This window comes from Streptomyces tanashiensis (assembly GCF_014648895.1).
In the GTDB taxonomy this organism is placed as follows: domain Bacteria; phylum Actinomycetota; class Actinomycetes; order Streptomycetales; family Streptomycetaceae; genus Streptomyces; species Streptomyces tanashiensis.
This window is the reverse complement of record NZ_BMRZ01000002.1, coordinates 596728-614826: the sequence shown is the minus strand read 5'-3', so window position 1 is coordinate 614826 and position 18099 is coordinate 596728. Positions and strand designations below refer to the sequence as shown.

Annotated in this window: 11 protein-coding genes and 3 pseudogenes; 6 read left to right on the top strand and 8 right to left on the bottom strand. The window is 71.0% G+C overall.

Translation table 11 applies throughout. From position 1 onward, the window contains the following. Nucleotides 1–4: 4 nt before the first annotated feature. A complete protein-coding gene (locus tag IE237_RS08435) occupies nucleotides 5–2392 on the top strand; it encodes a serine/threonine-protein kinase (RefSeq protein WP_268253681.1) in 2388 nt (795 codons plus the stop codon). 78 nt (nucleotides 2393–2470) lie between these two features. Continuing rightward, on the top strand, nucleotides 2471–4738 hold the full coding sequence (locus tag IE237_RS08430; protein WP_189801173.1) for a serine/threonine-protein kinase: 2268 nt from the start codon (nucleotides 2471–2473) through the stop codon (nucleotides 4736–4738). Nucleotides 4739–5330: 592 nt separating this feature from the next. Here the strand turns inward: IE237_RS08430 and IE237_RS08425 are convergent. After that, nucleotides 5331–6164, bottom strand: a complete 834-nt coding sequence (locus tag IE237_RS08425; RefSeq protein WP_189801172.1) for a LysR family transcriptional regulator — start codon at nucleotides 6162–6164, stop codon at nucleotides 5331–5333. Between the two features lie 72 nt (nucleotides 6165–6236). Between IE237_RS08425 and IE237_RS08420 the strand changes: the two genes are divergently transcribed. The 3 genes from IE237_RS08420 (at nucleotide 6237) to IE237_RS08410 (ending at nucleotide 9025) form a co-directional block, all read left to right on the top strand. Beyond that, nucleotides 6237–7112, top strand: coding sequence for a PhzF family phenazine biosynthesis protein (locus IE237_RS08420; RefSeq protein ID WP_189801171.1), 876 nt, complete (start codon nucleotides 6237–6239; stop codon nucleotides 7110–7112). Beyond that, a complete protein-coding gene (locus IE237_RS08415) occupies nucleotides 7109–8203 on the top strand; it encodes an ornithine cyclodeaminase family protein (RefSeq protein WP_189801170.1) in 1095 nt (364 codons plus the stop codon). The genes IE237_RS08420 and IE237_RS08415 overlap by 4 nt, the downstream gene beginning before the upstream one ends. A 393-nt stretch (nucleotides 8204–8596) precedes the next feature. Further along, entirely contained in the window at nucleotides 8597–9025 is a 429-nt protein-coding gene (locus tag IE237_RS08410) for a transposase (protein ID WP_268253684.1), read from the top strand. A 9-nt stretch (nucleotides 9026–9034) separates the two neighbouring features. Here IE237_RS08410 and IE237_RS08405 read toward each other — a convergent pair whose 3' ends face one another. The 7 genes and pseudogenes from IE237_RS08405 to IE237_RS08380 form a co-directional block, all read right to left on the bottom strand. Continuing rightward, the gene (locus IE237_RS08405) at nucleotides 9035–10213 is read right to left on the bottom strand and encodes an MFS transporter (protein ID WP_370468167.1); all 1179 of its coding nucleotides are present in this window, start codon (nucleotides 10211–10213) and stop codon (nucleotides 9035–9037) included. A gap of 651 nt (nucleotides 10214–10864) precedes the next feature. Beyond that, a pseudogene (locus IE237_RS40615) lies at nucleotides 10865–11119 on the bottom strand (IS1380 family transposase); the annotation flags it as partial. Between the two features lie 303 nt (nucleotides 11120–11422). After that, a pseudogene (locus IE237_RS40610) lies at nucleotides 11423–11584 on the bottom strand (DUF2252 family protein); the annotation flags it as partial. Nucleotides 11585–11682: 98 nt separating this feature from the next. After that, nucleotides 11683–14037 (bottom strand): arylsulfatase, encoded by a 2355-nt coding sequence (locus tag IE237_RS08390; RefSeq protein ID WP_189801166.1) that lies wholly within the window; start codon nucleotides 14035–14037, stop codon nucleotides 11683–11685. A gap of 1659 nt (nucleotides 14038–15696) precedes the next feature. Then, nucleotides 15697–15961 (bottom strand): annotated as a pseudogene (locus IE237_RS40605) (YbbN family protein); the annotation flags it as partial. A 211-nt stretch (nucleotides 15962–16172) separates the two neighbouring features. Further along, nucleotides 16173–16625, bottom strand: a complete 453-nt coding sequence (locus IE237_RS08385) for a tail fiber domain-containing protein (protein ID WP_189801165.1) — start codon at nucleotides 16623–16625, stop codon at nucleotides 16173–16175. Nucleotides 16626–16636: 11 nt separating this feature from the next. Continuing rightward, nucleotides 16637–16951, bottom strand: coding sequence for a hypothetical protein (locus IE237_RS08380; protein ID WP_189801164.1), 315 nt, complete (start codon nucleotides 16949–16951; stop codon nucleotides 16637–16639). A gap of 562 nt (nucleotides 16952–17513) precedes the next feature. Here IE237_RS08380 and IE237_RS08375 point away from each other — a divergent pair. Beyond that, nucleotides 17514–18059 (top strand): hypothetical protein, encoded by a 546-nt coding sequence (locus IE237_RS08375; RefSeq protein WP_189801163.1) that lies wholly within the window; start codon nucleotides 17514–17516, stop codon nucleotides 18057–18059. Nucleotides 18060–18099: the final 40 nt, after the last annotated feature.

Genomic DNA, 18099 nt, shown 5'->3' with positions numbered 1-18099 from the left:
AGGAGTGCTTGGGGGCTTACGGGACGCGTCGCCCCGGGCCGTCGGTCCCTATCGGATCGTCGCCCGGCTCGGATCGGGCGGCATGGGCGAGGTGTTCCTCGCGGCAGACGAACGGCGGCCGCCGCAGCGAACCTTCGTCGCGCTGAAGACCGTGCACGGTGACCTCGCGGACGACGAGGGCTTCCGCTCCCGCTTCCGGCGCGAGATCGAGACCGGGCGGGCGGTGTCCGGTCGGTACACGGCGCGGCTCATCGACGGCGATGCGGACGGTGCACCCCCGTGGCTGGCCACTGAGTACGTGCCGGGACCGAACCTGGAGGAAGTGGTCCGCGGCGGCGGTCCGCTGCCGGAGCCGGCGGTGCGCGCCCTTGGCCGCGGTCTCGTCGCCGCCCTGCGCTCGATCCATCACGCGCGGGTCCTGCACCGCGATCTGAAGCCCGCGAACGTGCTCCTCACGAAGGCCGGTCCCAAGGTCATCGACTTCGGCATCGCCCGTGCCTTCGGCGCGAGCACCATGACCGCCACCGGAAAGATCGTCGGGTCGCCGGGGTTCATGTCACCCGAGCACGTGGCGGGCAGCGAGCACGTCGTCGCCGCCTCGGACGTCTTCTGCCTCGCCTCGCTGCTCTGTTACGCGGCCACGGGACGCGGCCCGTTCGGCGACGGCCCCCTTGCCGCCGTCCTGTTCCGCATCGCCCGGGCCGAGGCCGACCTGACGGGGCTTCCGCACGGGCTGCGCGAGGTGCTCGCACCGTGTCTGGCGCAGGACGCGTCGAGCCGTCCGGACACGGCCGAGCTGGCCCGCCTTCTCGCGGACGAAGATCCCGCGGACGCCGACGGCGGGGGAGCGGCGGACGTCCCGTGGCCCGCACACGTGATCCGTGACCTCGCCCTGCGCGAAGCCGCACTGGAAGAGCTGGAGGCCCGGTTGGGGGACATCGCCGCACCCGGTCTGCACGACCTGCCGACCGTGACCGCGCCCCGCCGGGCCGGCGCCGTGGGCCGGCGGCGGCGCCGTGGGCCGGCGGTGGCCGTCGTGGCGTCCCTGGCGCTTCTGGCCGGTGCCGGGCTCGGCGGGACCTACGCGACCGGACGGTGGCCGTGGCCGCCGTCGCGCGGCCTGGCGACCCCCGGGCCGTCCGCCTCACCGTCCGGGGCCGGAGGCAGTACCGCTCCGGCCGCCGCACAGGCTTCGTACGTGGACGAACTCGGCGGCCCCGACCGGGGCAGGAGCTTCGACGCCGCGCCCTCGCTGCGCCCTGCGGGCTGGCGGCCCTGGACCGTGCACCTCCCCGCGGGCCCCGTGGCCTGTGCCGCCGACCACTCCGTCATGGTGTGCCGGCTCGCGGACGGCAGCACCCAGGCGCTCCGGCTGAAGGACGGCGCGCGGACCTGGCGGGTCCCGCCGGCGAAGGCCCCAGAACCCGGTGCCGCCGCCACGGGCCCCGTCCTCGCCGGCAGCGTGGTCGTCACCGCCGAGGAGGGTCGGCTCCGGGCCCGTGCGACGGCCGACGGGACGATCCGGTGGGAAAAGCCGCTGTCCGGACGCCCGTTGGGCCGACTGCTCGGCGTGGACACCACCGTCTACGTCAACCGCGCCGACTCCGACGGCGTCCACAGCGACGCGTACGCACTCGCTGACGGCCACCGTCGTTGGACCCGGCCCGTCGCGCGGAAGACCCGCGGGCAGGCCGAACGGCAGGGCGTCCTCGCGTACGCACCGGACCAGCTCTACGTCAACGGCGAGGAGGGCCTGACCGCATGGAGCCCGGCCACGGGGAAGACGCTGCACGAGGCGCCCTCCGGCGGGACCGGGTCGGGAGCGCCCGACACCCGGTACTGCCCCGATCCGCGGCTTTCCGCCGGTGAGCTGGTGTGCCCGGACCCCGACGGCCGGGGGATCCACTTCCGGGCGGCCGAGGGCCTGACGACGAGCTACTCGAGCGGGCGGTTCCGGCTCGCGGGGGACGTCGCGGTGCGGGACGCCGTGTTCGGTCCGGCCGCCCTGGGCAGCCCCCTGGTGCTCGAACTGCCCGCCGAGAGAAGGGTCGTGCGGGTCCATGACGCGGTCTACAACGGGCTGTCCGAGCTGACGACGGTGACCGCGATCCCGCGCGGCGACGACGGCCGGCCGGCCCCACTGGCGCCGCCCGTCGCGATCGGCGATCGGATCGTCTACGCGGACAACGCCACCCTTCACGTGGTGCCCCCCGAGGACGAGGGCCGGCCGCTCGCGGCACCGGTGCCCGGCGCCCCCGGCAACCGGGCCGCCGACACCACCCCCGCCCGTCCGGGCACCCGCCGTGCTCCGTCCCTGCTCTCGGTCGGCGGCATCGTCCTGCTCGGCTACTTCGACGGCACCGTCCGCGCGCAGACCCTTCCGGAGCGCTGAACCAGCGATCCGTTGCCGACCTGACACACCACCGAACCCCCGATGCGCCGCCGCATCCCCGGAGAACCTGGAGTCGTCGTGCTGGAGCCCCTGGACGCGTCCGCCGTCCGCCGTGTCGGCCCGTATGTGCTCATCGGCCGGATCGGCGCGGGCGGCATGGGCACGGTCCATCTCGCCCGGCGGGAGGGCACCGCCGGCCCGGCCGGCCTCGCGGCGGTCAAAACCGTCCGTGAGGACGCGTGTCTCGACGCGGAGTTCCGGCTGCGTTTCCGCCGGGAGGCGGACGCGGCCCGTGCCGTACGCAGCCCGTTCACCGCCGTTCTGCTCGACGCGGCACCGGACGCCGGACCTCCGTGGCTGGCCACCGAGTACGTCACCGGCCCTTCCCTCGCCGAGGCGGTCACGCGGCACGGGCCGCTGCCCCTCGACGTCGTCCGGGCCCTCGGGGCCGATCTCGCGCGGGCCCTGCGCGCGATCCACGGGGCGCGGATCGTCCACCGGGACCTCAAGCCCGCCAATGTGCTCTGCGCCGCGGCCGGTCCCAAGGTCATCGACTTCGGCATCGCCCGGGCCTTCGACGGCACGGTCCTGACGGCTGCCGGCATGGTCGTGGGCACCCTGGGCTTCATGTCTCCGGAGCAACTGGACGGCACGGGGTCCGTGGGTCCCGCCTCCGACGTCTTCAGCCTGGGCGTGCTGCTGTGCTGGGCGGCCACCGGGCGCGGCCCCTTCGACGACGCCGAGCCGGCCGCCGTGATCGCCCGGATCGCCGAGGGGCACGCCGACCTCCGGCTCGTACCGGACGGCCTGCGGGAACTCGTGGGTGCCTGCCTGGCCGTCGCCCCGCACGCACGGCCCACGACGGACGCCCTGGTCAGGGCGTTCGACCCGCGGGCCGCCGGGGAGCGGCCGGGGGCGCTCTTCGCCCGTTCCGAGGAGCCGTTCCCGTGGCCTGCCGGGGTGCGGGAGCTGATCGGCGCGTACGAGGCGAAGACGCGTGAGGTCGTGGCATCGGCGCCGCTGGTCCCGGCTGTGCCCTCCGCCGCCGTGCCGGTACCGGCGCCGCCGGACGTGCCCCCGCGGCGGAGCCGTACGCGCGTGAGGGTGGCGGTGACCGCGGTGGCCGCGGTGCTCGCGGTGACGGCGACTCTCGTCGGGGTGCGGCTGCTCGCCCGGGACGACGGCGACGGCAAGGGAACGGGGGCGGCACCGAGTCCGTCGACCGCGGTACGGCCCACCGCGCCGCCCGATCCGGTCGAACCCATGGCGAACGGGGGCAACCTCGGCGCGATCACCTGGGCCTACCCCGAGCCGGGGACGCGGGGAGCGGAGCGGCCGAAGGGCTGGAAGCCGTGGCACGCCACGGCCGGGGCCCACGTCGACGGGTGCGTGCTCGGCGTGGACCTGCTCGTGTGCAGTGACAAGGAGGGCGTGGAGGCCCGCCGTCCGGCCGACGGGAAGCTCGTGTGGCGGCACACGGCGCCGGTCCGCGCGGGCGGTGCGGTCATGACGGCGGGCCTCTCCGGGGACCGGGTGTACCTCCCGGAGGGTGGGGGCGTCCTCGTCGCGCGGCGCTCCGACGCCCGGCCGCTGGCCCACTGGCCGGGGGCGGCCGGCTTCCTGCCGGAGCTGGCGGTCGCGGCGGGCGGCAGGGTCTACGTCGCCTACGAGGGCGCGGGGGGAGCAGGGCTGCCCGGGGAGATGCTGTTCCGCGCCTATCGGGAGAGCGACGGCCAGAGGATCTGGGAGACCAAGGTCAAGGAGGCGTACCCCAACAGCATGACGCCGGCGGCCGGCCGCCTGTACCTCACCGGCCCCGGGGGAACCTGGCAGTTGGACCAGCGGGACGGTCGGCTGCTCGTCGTCGGGAGGCGAACCGGCACCGACCTGGTAGGGCCGGACGGGACCTTCTACAAGTGGATGAACGACGACACGACACAGATTCGGGACGGGGGCACGCTCCGCGTACGTGGCGGCTTTCCCGGCCGGCCGCTGACGGCCGACGCGAGCACGGCGGTCAGCCTCTACGAGACGCAGACGGAGACCGGAAAGCTCAGGGAGCTGATCGGGAGCCGTTCCGGCGACGGGACGGTGCTGTGGCGCACGCCCTGGGACGCGACGGGCTTCATGGACCGGGGCCAGGCGCTCGTCGTCGGGCGGCGGCTCGTGCTGATCAACGGATCGGGGGTCGAAACGCGGTCACTGACGGACGGCGCGCCGATCGCGTTCGAACGGCCTGCTTCCTGGCCCGACCTGTCCGACCCCGAGGTGCCGCTGACTCTGGTCGCCGGCGACGTCGTCTTCGTCGTCAAGGACACCGGGCTGTGGTCAGTGCGCCTGCCCTGACCCCCGCCGGGCTGGGTCGCGGGCCTGATCCGAGGCAAAGGGCGGCTTGGCGTCGTGCTCGTGCGGCCCGGCCAGGGCACGAGAGGCTCGTACTACCCGCGGGCGCGCATCTCGTCGGCGGCAGCGTCGGGATCGAAGAGGAACGCAGAGGAGGCCGATCTCCGACCCGGGGAGCGTAAGAGCTGTGCGCGCACCTGGCTGCGTGATGCTGCCAAGAGGCCCGAAAGGCGACCGAAGCCCCGAACGTCGAGGCCCACCGGAGCGACCTGGACACGACGCCGAGGATGACGACCCGGTGATTGTTGAGAGCCGCTGCGCGCCGCCGAATAGCGCACCCATCGTCTGGAACCTGCTGCGACGTGCTGGCGAATTGCGGCGACCGAGGACTGTGCGTCACGGCGATCGGCGATGGCATGAGGGCCGACGAGGGTCGTCGGCCAGGGCCGCGACCGGTACGGCTTCCAGGCCCATTTCGCCGACGATATGAGATGCGCATGTCGGCGCGGTGGCGCTGGTACCCCATGCGGACTGTGGTCGCTTGACCAAGGAGGTGACCGGCTTCTGGCCGGAAGCGGGGGGGGGGGGTAGCTGATCAGGCGAGCCGTTTGAGGACGGCTTCGACGGCGTCGACGAGGACATCGCCCTCGGTTCCGGGGCGCCTGATCAGCCCGAGTTCGACTTCGGGGAGCACGGGAAGGCCGTGTACGGCGGTGCCCGGTTCGACGGTGGCCGGAAGGAGGGCGGCCGCGCCGAGGCCGGCGCGGACGGCCGCCCGGACGCCGGGCACGCTGGTGCTCTCGAATGCGGTGCGCCAGCCGCGTCCGGCGGCTTCGAGGGAGTCGAGGAGCGGTTGGCGCCAGCGGCAGGGCTGGGAGAAGAGGACCAGGGGGAGAGGGTCGAGGGTGATGTCCAGGCTGGGGGCGGCGGCCCAGGCCATAGGGAGGCGCACCGTCCACCGGGGTGGCTCGGGGAGATAGGACGGGTCGCACAGCGCCAGGTGTATGCGTCCTTTGCCATATGCCTCGCGGAGCACGGGGCCGGGGCCGCTGATCAGCTCCAGCGTGGCCCGGGGGTTCATGCGGGTGAAGTCGGCCAGGGCCTGAGGGAGCGGCGCGGTGGTGAGGTCTTCGAGCAGGCCCACGCCGCAGTGCCCCTGGATGGCCGGGCCGGTGGCGCCGAGTGCCTGGGTGGACAGGGCCAGGATGCGTTCGGCGTACGGCAGCAGCGCCTCGCCGGCCTTGGTGAGGGTGACGCCGGTGGCGGCGCGGTGCAGGAGTGGCTGTCCGACGGTGCGTTCCAGCCTGCGCAGTTGCTGGCTGAGCGCGGGCTGGCTGTGCCCGAGCGCGGTTGCGGCGCGGCTGATGCTGCCGGAGCGGGTGCAGGTGACGAAGACCCGCAGCTGTGCCATGTCCAGATCCGATCCCATAAGCAGACGTTATGAGGGATCTCCGAGATTGGCCAGTTCCTTCTGGCCTCGTGGGCTCGTAGCCTCAGCCGCATGTTCTACCACCACGTCGATGTCTTCACCGGCCTGCCCTACAGCGGCAACAGCCTGGCTGTCTTCCCCGACGCCGCCAAGCTCAGCGGCCCCCAGATGCAGCGGATCACGCAGGAGCTGCGCCACTTCGAGTCGATCTTCCTGACCCCGGACAAGACGTCGGGGAACTCGGTCTGGCAGGCGCGGGTCTTCGACCTCATCGAGGAACTGGACTTCGCCGGGCACCCCGTCATCGGGGCTGGGTGTGTGCTGCACGCCCTGCACGGTGCCGGCGAGGAGGAGACGTGGATGCTGCGCTTGAAGGCCCGCACCGTGGAGGTGACCACGAGGCGGCTCGGAACCGGACGGTACGCCAGCGTGCTGGATCAGGGCCGGGCCGCCTTCCTCGGCCGCCCCGAGCCCTCGGACGCGAAGGACCTGGCGTCCTTGTTCGGCCTCGACGCCAAGGACCTCGATCCGGACCTGCCCCCGGAGGTCGTCTCCACAGGGCTGCGCTACCTGGTGCTCCCGGTCCGCGAAGGCGCCCTCGACCGTGCCCGCATCACCTCGGACATCAGCTCACGACTGGCGGACCTCGGCGCCCAGTTCGCCTACGTCCTCGATGCCGCCGCTCTGGAGGCGCGGCACTGGAACAACGACGGGCTGACCGAGGACGTGGCCACCGGCAGCGGAGCCGGCTGCGCCGCAGCCTACCTGCGCCGTCACGGCTGCATCGGCGACGGCGAAGCCGTGACCCTGCGCCAGGGTCGGTTCACCGGACGCCCCAGCGAGATGACCATCAGCGCCCACGGCCACGGGGAGGACATCCACTCCGTGCGGGTCGGTGGCGAGGTCTCCTTCGTCGGCGAGGGACGGCTGGAGGTGCTGCCTCAGTGAGCGCCGCGACCCGGCAGACGGTACAGGCGATTCCGGCATACGTCGGGCCGGACACGATCCGCGCGCTCGTGGGGTACGAGGACGTCGTCGAGGAAGTGGCGGCTGCGTTGGCCGACTTCAGCCGCGGACTGGGCGACTCGCCTGTGGCGGTGTTCGCGCCGGCGGGCCGGGACGGCGACGTGCACGTGAAGTCGGCCTGGCTGCCGGGCCGTTCCGTCTTCACGGTGAAGGTGGCCACCTGGTTCGCGGAGCGTGCCCGGCGTGGCGGCACGCCGGGAGCCGGTGCCGTCGCCGTGTTCGACGCCCGGACCGGGGACCTGCAGGCCGTGCTGGAGGACGAGCACCACCTGTCCGACATCCGCACCGCGGCCGCCGGCGCGCTCGCCGCGCGCACGCTGGCCCGGCCGGACTCCGCCGTAGTCGGCGTGCTGGGTACCGGAGTTCAGGCGTATCTGCAGATCCTGGCGGCTGCCGACGAACTGCCGATCCGCGAGGCGAGGGTCTGGGGCCGCCGCGACGAACGCGTGCGCCGCCTGGCCGCCGCGCTGGTCACACGCCGCCCCGACCTGCGGGTGACCCCGGTGGGCACCGCCCGGCAGGCGTGCGAGGGCGCCGACGTGCTGGTGACGGCCACCGCCAGCACCGAACCGCTGGTCGACGCCGAGTGGCTGGCTCCCGGCCTGCACATCACCGCCGTAGGAGCCGACGACCCGACCAAGGCCGAACTGTCCCCGTCCTGCCTGTACCGCGCCGACCGGATCGTGGTCGACAGTCGCGCCCTCACCGCCGTCCACGGAGACCTCGCGCGGGCCCAAGCGGCCTTCCCAGAGCCCGCGGAACTCGGCGAGGTGCTTGCGGGGTCGGCACCGGGCCGCGAACGGGCCGACGAGATCACCGTCTGCAAGCTCATCGGCCTGGGCGTGCAGGACCTCGCGGCGGCCCAGGTCACCCTGGACCTCCTCCGGGGCACGGGCCCGCAGCGCAGTCGGCCACCGGCCTGTGCGACGGACCTGCCCTTGTCCAATGCGCCACGGCAGGGAGGGCAGCGGCGACATCCGGCTGTGGGCTGCCATGACCCTGACGCGGCTTGATCCCGAGGCCGGGCATGCCGCGCTCACTCACCTCGTACACGCCACGGACCTCGCAGAGCCACATCTCACCGTTGTGGGGTACCCCGGAGGTCTTCGCAGACAGACATGACTCTGGGAGTCGCTGGCCCGTTCGTTCCCCGCCCCTCCCGAAGCCCCTGCCGCTCACGGCGGGGGCTTCGTCGCAGTGAGTGATGCGTGAGACGTACGACGAGTCGGAGGCCGCGGGCCGGCTGCGGGTGCCGGTCGCGGCGTGGCGCCGGGCCACCGGCTCGGGCCTGGTCCCGCCTGCCGACGCCGGACCCCGCCTGTGGTCGCGGGCGGTCGTCCTCGACCGTCGGCAGCAAGACCCGCGGCTACGACGCCGGGAAGAAGATGAACGGCCGCTAGAGACACCTGGCCGTCGACACCCTCGGCCTGCCCGTGATCATCACGGTGACGCCCGCCAGCATGACCGACCGCGACGCAGCCCGCGAACTCCTCTGGGGCCTGCGTCTCACCCAGCCGCGGATCACCCAGGTCTGGGCCGACTCCGCCTACGCCGGCCAGCTCGTGAACTGGCCTGACGACCGCCTCTGGACAACCCTGCGAACCGTGACCCGCCCCCGCGGGGCCAAGGGATTCATCGTCCTTCCCCGCCGCTGGAAAGTCGAACGCACCATCGGCTGGGTCATGAACGCCCGCCGCAACGTCCGCGACTACGAACGCCTCCCACAACACTCCGAAGCCCAACTGAACGGGGCACTCATCACCGTCATGACCCGCCGCCTCATCCGTAGAGGCCGTACCGGTCACTGGGCAAGGAAGCCACCAGCAGCCCGTTGACGGTGGGGTCTACCCAGCCGGTTCGGGTCGTAGCCGCAGCAGCCGTCCGCCGAGTAACACCGCGCAGGCTGCGACAGAAAGCAGGCCGCCGGCGAGGAAGGCGCCCCGCACCTCGGCAAGCGGCAGGATCAGTCCTCCGAGCGCGGCGCCGGCCGCGATGCCGGCGTTGTAGGCGCCGGAGTTCGCCGCGAGCGCGATATCCGTGCGACCTGGAGCACAGTGCAGCATCGCGTTCTGGGTCGTCATGAACACCGGCCCGACGGCACCGCCCATCAGCACCAAGAACACCACCGCTGCCACCGGATCGGTGCCCGCCACGTACAGGCCGAGCAAGCCCACCGCCTGAGTGGCCACGGCAGCGGCCAGCGCGGCATGCGGAAACCGATCCAGCACGGCCCCGGTGACACTCACCCCGAACAGACACGCAACACCGAAAGCCATGAACAGGACGCTCACAGTGCTGGGAGGAAAGCCGCTCACGTCGCCCAGGAACCTCACGATGTAGGTGAATCCCGCGAACGCCCCGGCAGCGGACAAGGTTCCGGCCGCCAGCACGATCCCGAACCGCCGGACGTCGGGACTGACTCCGTAGGCGGCGTCCTCTTCCTCCGGCCGTGACGTAGGCAGCAGAACGGCGATCGTCGACAGAGAGACGATCCCCAGACCTGCAAGCACGGCGACTGGCACCCGCCAGTCACTGAGACGGCCCAACCAGGTCCCGGCGGGCACACCGATCACAAGTGCGAGCGAACCAGCGACGGACAGCGCCCCGACCACACGCCCACGCACCGCGGGCGCGAACAGCCCCACCGCGACCGGCCCCATCACGGCCCAGAACAGCGCTTGAGCGAGCGCGGTCAGTAGCCGTGCCATGAGAAGCAGCCAATAGGAAGTGGTCAGCGCGGCAGCCAGACTGGACACGACCAGCGCGGCCAGGAGTCCCGTGAGCACGTAGCGCCGGGGCACTGCCCGCATGACGTGGGCGAGCGGCAGAGACGCAACGGCCACCGTCACGCCATAACCGGTAACCAGAAGACCGACCGCTGACACCGATACCCGCAGGCTTTCGGAGATGACCTCCAGGAGGCCGATAGGCAGGTTCTCCGCAGTGTTGAAGGTGAAGGCGGCCAGCATCAGGGCGGCAAGCACCGCCGGCCCGTGCCATGAATCCGGTCGTGGCGCGACCATGCCGCCTTTTCCCGACCTCGCCCGTTGCACCTGCTCCGTGGCACCGTCCATGGAGGTACCTCACCGGGTTCACCGGACCACCGCAACCCCAATTCATATGCCCCACGAACGGAGGCGACCTTCGGGATCCTCCATTCGCCCTGGGTTCAGAACACCTACTCAGCAGCGCCCGGACGACTGGCTTCGTTGCGACAGGACAACAGCCGTGAACATCTGCTCTCAGTTCTGACCTATGCAGCCAGGCACCCCGCCGACGGCATCCGCTGCACCGCGCCCACGTCCTGAACGCCCTCGCGTACAAGTTCCAGGTCACTCCTCGGTGCTCCCCTGCCCATCGCCGATGGCGACGCGCAGAGCGTGCACGCCCCGAAGGACGTCGACCATGGCTTCCGCCACGCCGCCCAGAGCCTTCCGGGTGCCCTGCACGCCGCCGTGATCGGCGTGCAGCTGAGCGGCGAGCGCAAAGGACGCCGCGATCACGGCGATCAAAGACACGTCTCGCCCTGGACCCGGTTCGCCCTCGTCCGCCGCCGAGACCTGCATCGCCGTGCGTTCCAGCCGGTTCGCCAGGACGTTCGCCGCAAGGCCGGAGTCTGGCCCCACCTGCTCGCCCCGGCCCGTCACGGCGTCGAAGACGTCCTCGATCTCCCCCGCCCCGGCCAACCGCGTCGACACGCCTTTGTCGACGGCGGCCGGCAGCCGCCAGGCCGTCGGCGTGGAGGCCACCGGGCCGAACACCTCGCCCTGGTCCCGCAGCGCGGCCAGATCCGCGATCGCCTCGCCGCCGTCAGCCACCATCACCGCGCGGTCGGCGGCGGTCCGGCCTGGGGCTTGACCGGTGCCGCGTCGCCGAAGCGGCCTCAGCGCGGTGGAGTACGCGCTGGTCAGCCCGGTGGCATCGGCGAGATGGTAACCCTCATGGTCCGCCGGCTTGTCGGCGTACCCGTAGTGCCCTTCAGGGTGCTCACCGTGGTCCGGCTTGCCGGGGCCTTCGTCATGCCCGTGGTCCGGGCCGTTGTAGTCCGGGCCGCCGTGGTGCGGCCCGCCGGACTTGCCGCCGTTCGTGCCGGCGACGTTCCCCCCCCCGGTGATGGACCCACCGGTCGTGTTTCCGGCGGTGTTGCCCGACCTGTTTCCTCCCGTGGTGTTCCCGGAGGTGTTGCCGGCGATGTTCCCCGAGGTGCCGCCGCCCACCAGGGGAGGCAGCTCCTCCGAGGGCAGCCAGCCCACGGACACGGCATCGACGAGGGCGTGGTGGTCGCGTTCGTTCCGCTCGGCGTAGGCTTCCGTGAACGTCGCGAGTGCTCGGTCGAACGAGTCGCCTCCGGCCAGGTACGCGGCGATCGCGATGCCGTCGCCGGACCGCGCGTGCCACGGGCCGGCGCGACCCCGCGCAGTAGCCTTCCACACGGGACGTCGAATGCTGAGCCTCGTACCACGACGGGGCTCAGCACGCCGGCGCCTTACGGTCAGTCGATGGCGAACCAGCCGCGGACCTGGGCCTCGTGGTCGACGAAGCGCTCGCCGGAGACGTCGACGACGACCTTGTCGATGGTGCCGCCGGTGAAGCGGAACGGCGCCTGGTAGTCGGCGGTGACGGGCGAGGCGTCGTCGCGTCCTACGCAGATCCCGTCTCCGACCAGGCAGAAGTAGCCAGGCTGGGTGACGATGTCACCGCTGCCCACCGGCTGGTCGTCGACGTAGAGGGTGAGAGTTCCCGCTGCACCCGGCATCGCCGGGTCGGCGCTGCGTCCGTTCGCGGCGAACTCGGCCGTCAGTACGTGTCTGCCCTGTGTGATCTCCCGGTCGGCGACCACGACTTGCAGGTGCGTGCCCACCCAGTTGAAGGCGTAGTGCAGGCGGTGGTTCTTGACGTAGAGGCTGTGGCCGCCGGCGATGCCACCATGGGCGTACAAGACGCCCTCGGCGTCGGCCGACTCGATGTCGACCCCGGCGGCGATGGTGTACGACCGGCCGCTGATCACGACTCCGGACTGCTCGGGCACCGAGGCGGTGTCGGGGTAGTAGATGTAGCGCTCTCGTGCTGGGGTGCCGTGCGGACGCTCGGCGAGCGTCTGTTCGAGGGCGGTGCGGTCATCCAGCGGCAGCCCGTTGAGGCGGCCCGCGTAGTAGTACCACAGGCTCTTGAGCGTCTCGAGCCGTTCCGGTTCCTGTGCCGCCACGTCCCTGGACTGTGCGCGGTCCCGCGTGAAGTCGTAGAGCTCCCACTTGTCATGGGCGAAGTTGCCCCAGCCGCTGAGGGGCGGGTGCACGGTGCAGGCCAGCCACCCGTCGTGGTAGATCGAGCGCTGCCCCAGCATCGCGTAGAACTGGGTCTGCTTTCCGGGCGCGGCGGGGTCGGTGAGCGAGGCCGCGAAACTCTCACCCTCGATCGGGCTCTGCGGGTACCCCTTGAGTACGTCGGGAGGATCGACGCCCAGTAGGTCGTAGAGCGTGGGGACGACATCCACCGCGTGCACGTACTGGTGGCGCACCTCGCCCCGCGCCTTGAGCTTGGCGGGCCAGGCGACCAGGCACATGTCGGCCACGCCGCCCTCGTAGCCCGCCCAACGCTTCCAGTACGGGAACGGGGTGTCGAACGCCCACGCCCAGCCGGTGTTGTAGTGGTTGTACGAGGTTGGGCTACCGAGCTCGTCGATGTGTTCCAGGGACAGCTCGGTCGGCGTGTCCAGGCCGTTGAAGAACCGCCACTCGTTGAACGTGCCGTCCGGTCCGCCCTCGCCGCTTCCGCCGTTGTCGGAGACGGCCACGATGATCGTGTTGTCGAGTTCGCCGGCCGCATCGAGGAAGTCGATCACCCGGCCGAGCTGGTCGTCGCTGTAGGAGACGTAGCCGGCGAAGACCTCGGCCATCCGGGTGAACAGCCGCTTCTCGTCGTCGCTGAGTGTGTCCCAGGGGCGAACGGTGTCCAGCGTCGGCCACGGCTGCCCGTCCGGGCCGGTCGCCTCCGGCTCGCCATGGGGGTTGATCGCGGACAGCTCGGTGTCCTCGGGCAGCAGGCCGAGGTCCTTCTGGCGGCGCAGGATCTCCGGCCGGATCGCCTCGTAACCCTGGTCGAACACGCCCTTGTACGCGTCGGCCCACTCCTTGAAGACCTGATGGGGCGCATGGGCCGCGTCTAGTGACAGGTACATGTAGAAGGGCTTGTCGGGATCCACGACCTTGGCGTCGCGAATGAACTGGATGGCCTTGTCGGACAGGTCCTTGGCGATGTGGTATCCCTCTTCGGGCGTGGCCGGGGGCTCGACCTGGTGGTTGTCGTGAACCAGATCCGGATACCAACAGCTCGACTCGCCGCCGAGGAAGCCGTAGAACCGCTCGAACCCGCGCCCCAACGGCCAGCGGCCCTTGTACGCCGCCATGCTGGTCTCCTCGCCAGGGGTGAGGTGCCACTTGCCGATGCAGTACGTGTTGTAGCCGCGCTCGGCCAGAACCTCCGAGATGAACCCGTTCTCGAAGGGGATGCGCGTGGAGATCCCAGGGAAGCCGGAACTGAACTCGGCGATGGTGGCCATGCCGTTCGACGTCGCGTTGCGGCCGGTCAGCAGCGAGGCCCGGGATGGGGAGCACAGCGCGGTGGTGTGGAAATTCGAGTAACGCACGCCCATGTCCGCGATCCGCGACATCGTCGGCGTTCGCACCGGACCGCCGAAGCATTCCATCGTCCCGTACCCCACGTCGTCCCAGGCGATCACCAGCACGTTCGGGGAACCCCGGGGTGCCTTCGGGGGCAGGAACGGCGCCCAGTCCGGCTCCGAGTCGTGGATGTCGAGGGCGATCTTCCCCTTGAAGTCCTTCGCCATGGCCTTCTCCTCGGCTGATCGGCGCCCACCGGGGCAGTCGCCCATGTGCTCTGCACGTCAGTCCTGCCAGAGCGCCCATACCTGGCCCTGAGACACGGTTCGGGGCCTGACTCGGATGGGCCTCACGACGGGGCCGCCCGCAGATCGGGCCGGGAACGCGGCTCCGCCGCACCCGTCAGGGGCCTGGCTTCTGGAACGAGGTGGTCTCCCAGGCGGCGTCGCGCCGCAGGTCTCCCGTTGCCGGATGTGTTCGGCCTCCTCCGAGGAAACGTCGTCGCCGAGCCGGGCGCCCTGGTCGGAGACTCCGTATCCAGGCTGCCATGACGGAGGCCAGGCAGCACCTCCAGGCCTGCCCGATGGACCCTTCGTCTCGGCCTGCCCTGCGGCACACAGCGTGTCGAGGACTGTCGCCTCTGGTGATTGCACCTTCGCGGCGGGCGGCCGAGGTGTGTGGACGGAGGCCGATCACGGCGCTCCGGACCTGCGGTCAGCTCGTGCTTTGCCGCAGCGTCGAGCAAGCCGATCAGCAGGGCAAGAACGGATACGACCGGACGAAGAGCAGCTGCGCGTACGCGTGAGGCCCGGTAACCACAGCCGGACCATCGTGCCTTTGTGAGTCCGTCGCGATTCCGGCCACCGGCCGTGCCAGGGAGCTCGCCGGCCCGAACAGTACGCGACAGCTCATCGTCGAGCCGTTGAGATGAACCATGTACGACCTGGACTCCTTCGCAAAGCAGGAATACGGAGAAGCAGCCGATCACAGGGCGCGAGACACTCCTTCGGGCGGACCCGGGCCCGCCCCGAACGGCAGACGACCGGTGGCCGAGGAGGCGGCGAGTGCGCCCCAGGCGAACATGTCCCTTCATGGCCGGCGGTGCTGGTGCGGTGGGACTCGGGGCTGATCGAGCCGGGGTGCCGGTCATCACGCCGGTTCGGGCCACGAGGCGCCGTCGGCGGCGTGGGCGATGCCCAAGGCAAGGACACCGGGCCGGCAGTGGCGAGGACGGCGCTCTGCGGATGCGTCGGGACCGGCGCGGATCCCTGCGGTTCCCTTGGCGCGCGAGTTCCGACGCAAGTCGGCTGCTGCGATGGATGAGGCCGTCGAGAGGCGCCTGACGGGCAAGAGCCCGGGCCAGGCGCCTCTCTCTGTGTCCCTCGAAGAAGCCGAGCCTCTTCGGCGAGTACGACACGAGAAGATTCTTCGTGTGCTGGTGGTAAACGCCTCGCATGGCCGCTGACCAGCAGAAACGGCCCCGATTGGGCCAAGCTGCAGGCGGCTGGTCCGCGTATGGCCCGGATCTTGGTCGGCACGGAAGACCCCTGACCGTCGCCTCGTGGCGGCGGCAAGGGGGCACACAAACGAGGGGTGTGCCGACAGGGCTCCACGGAGCATGCCTCGACATGACGCTGGACTGCCGACCGCCGATATAAGTGCGAACCATGGCGGCATCGCAGCCCTTCAGCCGTGCGGAGCTGGCCGACGGGCCTGACCCAGCGGAGCGGCGTGCTGATTACTCCGGGCGAGGGCTGATGGTGCTTCGGCAGCCCAACTTCGGGTATCGGCGGAGAGCCGCCGGACATGGGCCGAAGCGGCGAGCGGCTGCCTTGTGCTTCCTGAGCATGAGGGATGAAGGACCAGCAACAGTAGCGCGGCCTCGACTCCTTCAGCAGGACGTACGACGGGGCTCCGGCGACCCCGTTCCGCCCGGTCGCGGCTGGACAGCGCGTGATGTCGGCGCGGACGGCCGTCAGGCGGCCCGCGTACTCCTCGGCGATACCACCCACCAGGAGGTCCATCGCCCAGCCGGGATCGATCGCCTTGGGACATGTCCCGGGTGAAGTACGTGAGGACCTGGGCGTCGCTCATCCCGAGGATGAAATCGAACTCCGCGTCCTCGCGGGGTTGGTGCACCCGCTTCACCACGAAAGCTCCTGACCTCGCGTTCCGTCGTTCCACCCAAATCATCCCCCGCGCGCCGCGAACCCGACGCTCAGCCGGTTCCCCTCGGTCGGCCCGGCCCGGCCCTGGACCTGTCCGACCCTCAGCGCCCGACCCGTAGGCGTACGGGCGCGACTTCCCGCTCGTACAGCGGCAGCGACACACCGGACGGCCGGCGGGACGTTCGACACACGCCCTACGTCAGCGCATCGCCTGCCAGGTCGTCCTCGTCCCCGGCCAGCCGCTCCGGACCTGCCGGAGCGGTCCGCGGCGAGCTCCCGGCCCGCAGGGCAGCGACCTCGCCCCGGAGCTCAGCCAGTTCCCGGTGCAGTGCCTGGATGGCGACGATGGCCACGCCGTTGGCGTCGGTGCAGCAGATCGTCCTGTCGTTCTCACCCACCCCGAACGCTTTCCACCAGTCCTGCGCCATGGGTCCCAGGTGGCGTACGTGGGGAGGGTCCCAGTGATATCGCCACGTGCTGACGGGCAGCCGCACCACCTGTTCCAGCACCCGGTAGCCATTGACCGGATCGCTGGCGCCCACCACCTCCGGCACGGCCCCCGACGCCAGGCCAGAGGCGGAAGCGCCCTGTCGAAGACGCTTCCTGACCAGGGGCGGCATCCGCAGCCCGGCCAGGGTCTCCCTCAACCACCGGCCGCTCATCGTTCCCAGACCACCGCGACGACGTCGGTCTTCAGCCCGCGATCCGAGAAGAGCAGGCTGCCCCCTCCACCGCGGTTGGCCGGGTGGTTCACCGGGAGTTGGACGAGACCATTGCCCAGCCCGCTGCTGTGGGTGGTCTCACCGACCGCCGTGACGTCCCGCTCCTGGTTGATCATCGTGGTGTCGTAGGCGGGATTCCCGACCGCCAGCACGTTCGTGCTCGCCACGGCCGGAACGCTCAAGGCGCCCGTGCAGGTGGCCGCCGTGGCCGACAGCACCAGCAGGCGATGGGTGACGCGCTTCGTGGACATGGGGGGCTTCCTTTCGGTCGGGACGCCGTGTGCGTCCGCGATACCGCTAACGGCCTAACGGCGCGAAAGGTACGTGGCCTGCGCGCCGCGCTCAGGCCGCGGGCACCGAAGCTGCCAGTACTACGTGACACCAGCGCCGCCCGCCGGCGGCATCACATCCATGCCGGACGCGCAATCGCGAGGGGTCTCGTCCGCTCGATCACCGTCGTGCGCGACGGATTCAAGTCCTCGGGGGAGCGATCATCACCTGCCCGCGAGTACGGGTGAAACGCCGCTGTTCGGCGCACGACGCAGCGAGAATCCGACAGCCTGAACGAGGGGCCATGTGAATCCGGCTACTTCAGTGCGACAGGCATCAGGGCGTCTCACGACGGCGGCATAAGTGCCACGGGCGTGTCATCGAGGCTGAGGCTGTGCCACGAATCTGAGGACCTACATCCGTGTAGGGTCTCGTGGCTCGTGGCTCGTGGCATGACGCAGCGTGCTGACTCACTCCCCAGCTTCAGGTGGGCAAATCCGTAATACCGTGTCGGAGCCAGGCAAGCCCTGACATCATCCGCGAATGATCGTCACACCGATACCCGGCGCTCACCGCGGCAACGTCCTCCAGGTGCTCCGGAGCGTTCACACCGCCGCCATCAACCTGGGCAACTACCACCAGCCCGAAGAGAACCTGCTCAAGTACCTGACTTGGGCGACAGAGTCGGTCCGCGTCCTGAACTCGCAGATCCGCCCCAAGGACATCGACGCGCTCGTGCGCACCCCGCAATACTGGGCCCTGCTCGCCGGCGCGGGGCAGATCAACGGCCGGCTGGAGGCTGCGCTGTCGAATGGGCTCATCGACCTTGAGGTCCGCCAGCGCGTGGAAGCGTTCGACCTGGCGGTCAAGGCGTTCACGGAACAGATGACAATCAGCAGGTCCGTTGGCGCGCGGGCTACAGCCTCGCAGTACTCGACCGGCTTCTTGAAGAGCGGGCGCCTCTGCCCACGGCCACGGTGGAAATCCTCATGCACAACCCCGGGCATGCGCGGCTGTCGGAGGCGGATGACGAGATCGTGGACCGAGCGCTCACCGTGCGCACGATGGCGGCTGGCCCAGTCCGACTGATCACGTACGACACGAGCATGGCGATGCGAGCGAAGTTCGC

Bases quoted from the DNA above. Each gene is read 5' to 3' on its own strand.
- IE237_RS08405 (WP_370468167.1), bottom strand. From the start codon at position 10,213: ATGGTCGCGCCACGACCGGATTCATGGCACGGGCCGGCGGTGCTTGCC.
- IE237_RS08380 (WP_189801164.1), bottom strand. From the start codon at position 16,951: ATGTCCACGAAGCGCGTCACCCATCGCCTGCTGGTGCTGTCGGCCACG.
- IE237_RS08390 (WP_189801166.1), bottom strand. From the start codon at position 14,037: ATGGCGAAGGACTTCAAGGGGAAGATCGCCCTCGACATCCACGACTCG.
- IE237_RS08375 (WP_189801163.1), top strand. From the start codon at position 17,514: ATGATCGTCACACCGATACCCGGCGCTCACCGCGGCAACGTCCTCCAG.
- IE237_RS08420 (WP_189801171.1), top strand. From the start codon at position 6,237: ATGTTCTACCACCACGTCGATGTCTTCACCGGCCTGCCCTACAGCGGC.
- IE237_RS08425 (WP_189801172.1), bottom strand. From the start codon at position 6,164: ATGGGATCGGATCTGGACATGGCACAGCTGCGGGTCTTCGTCACCTGC.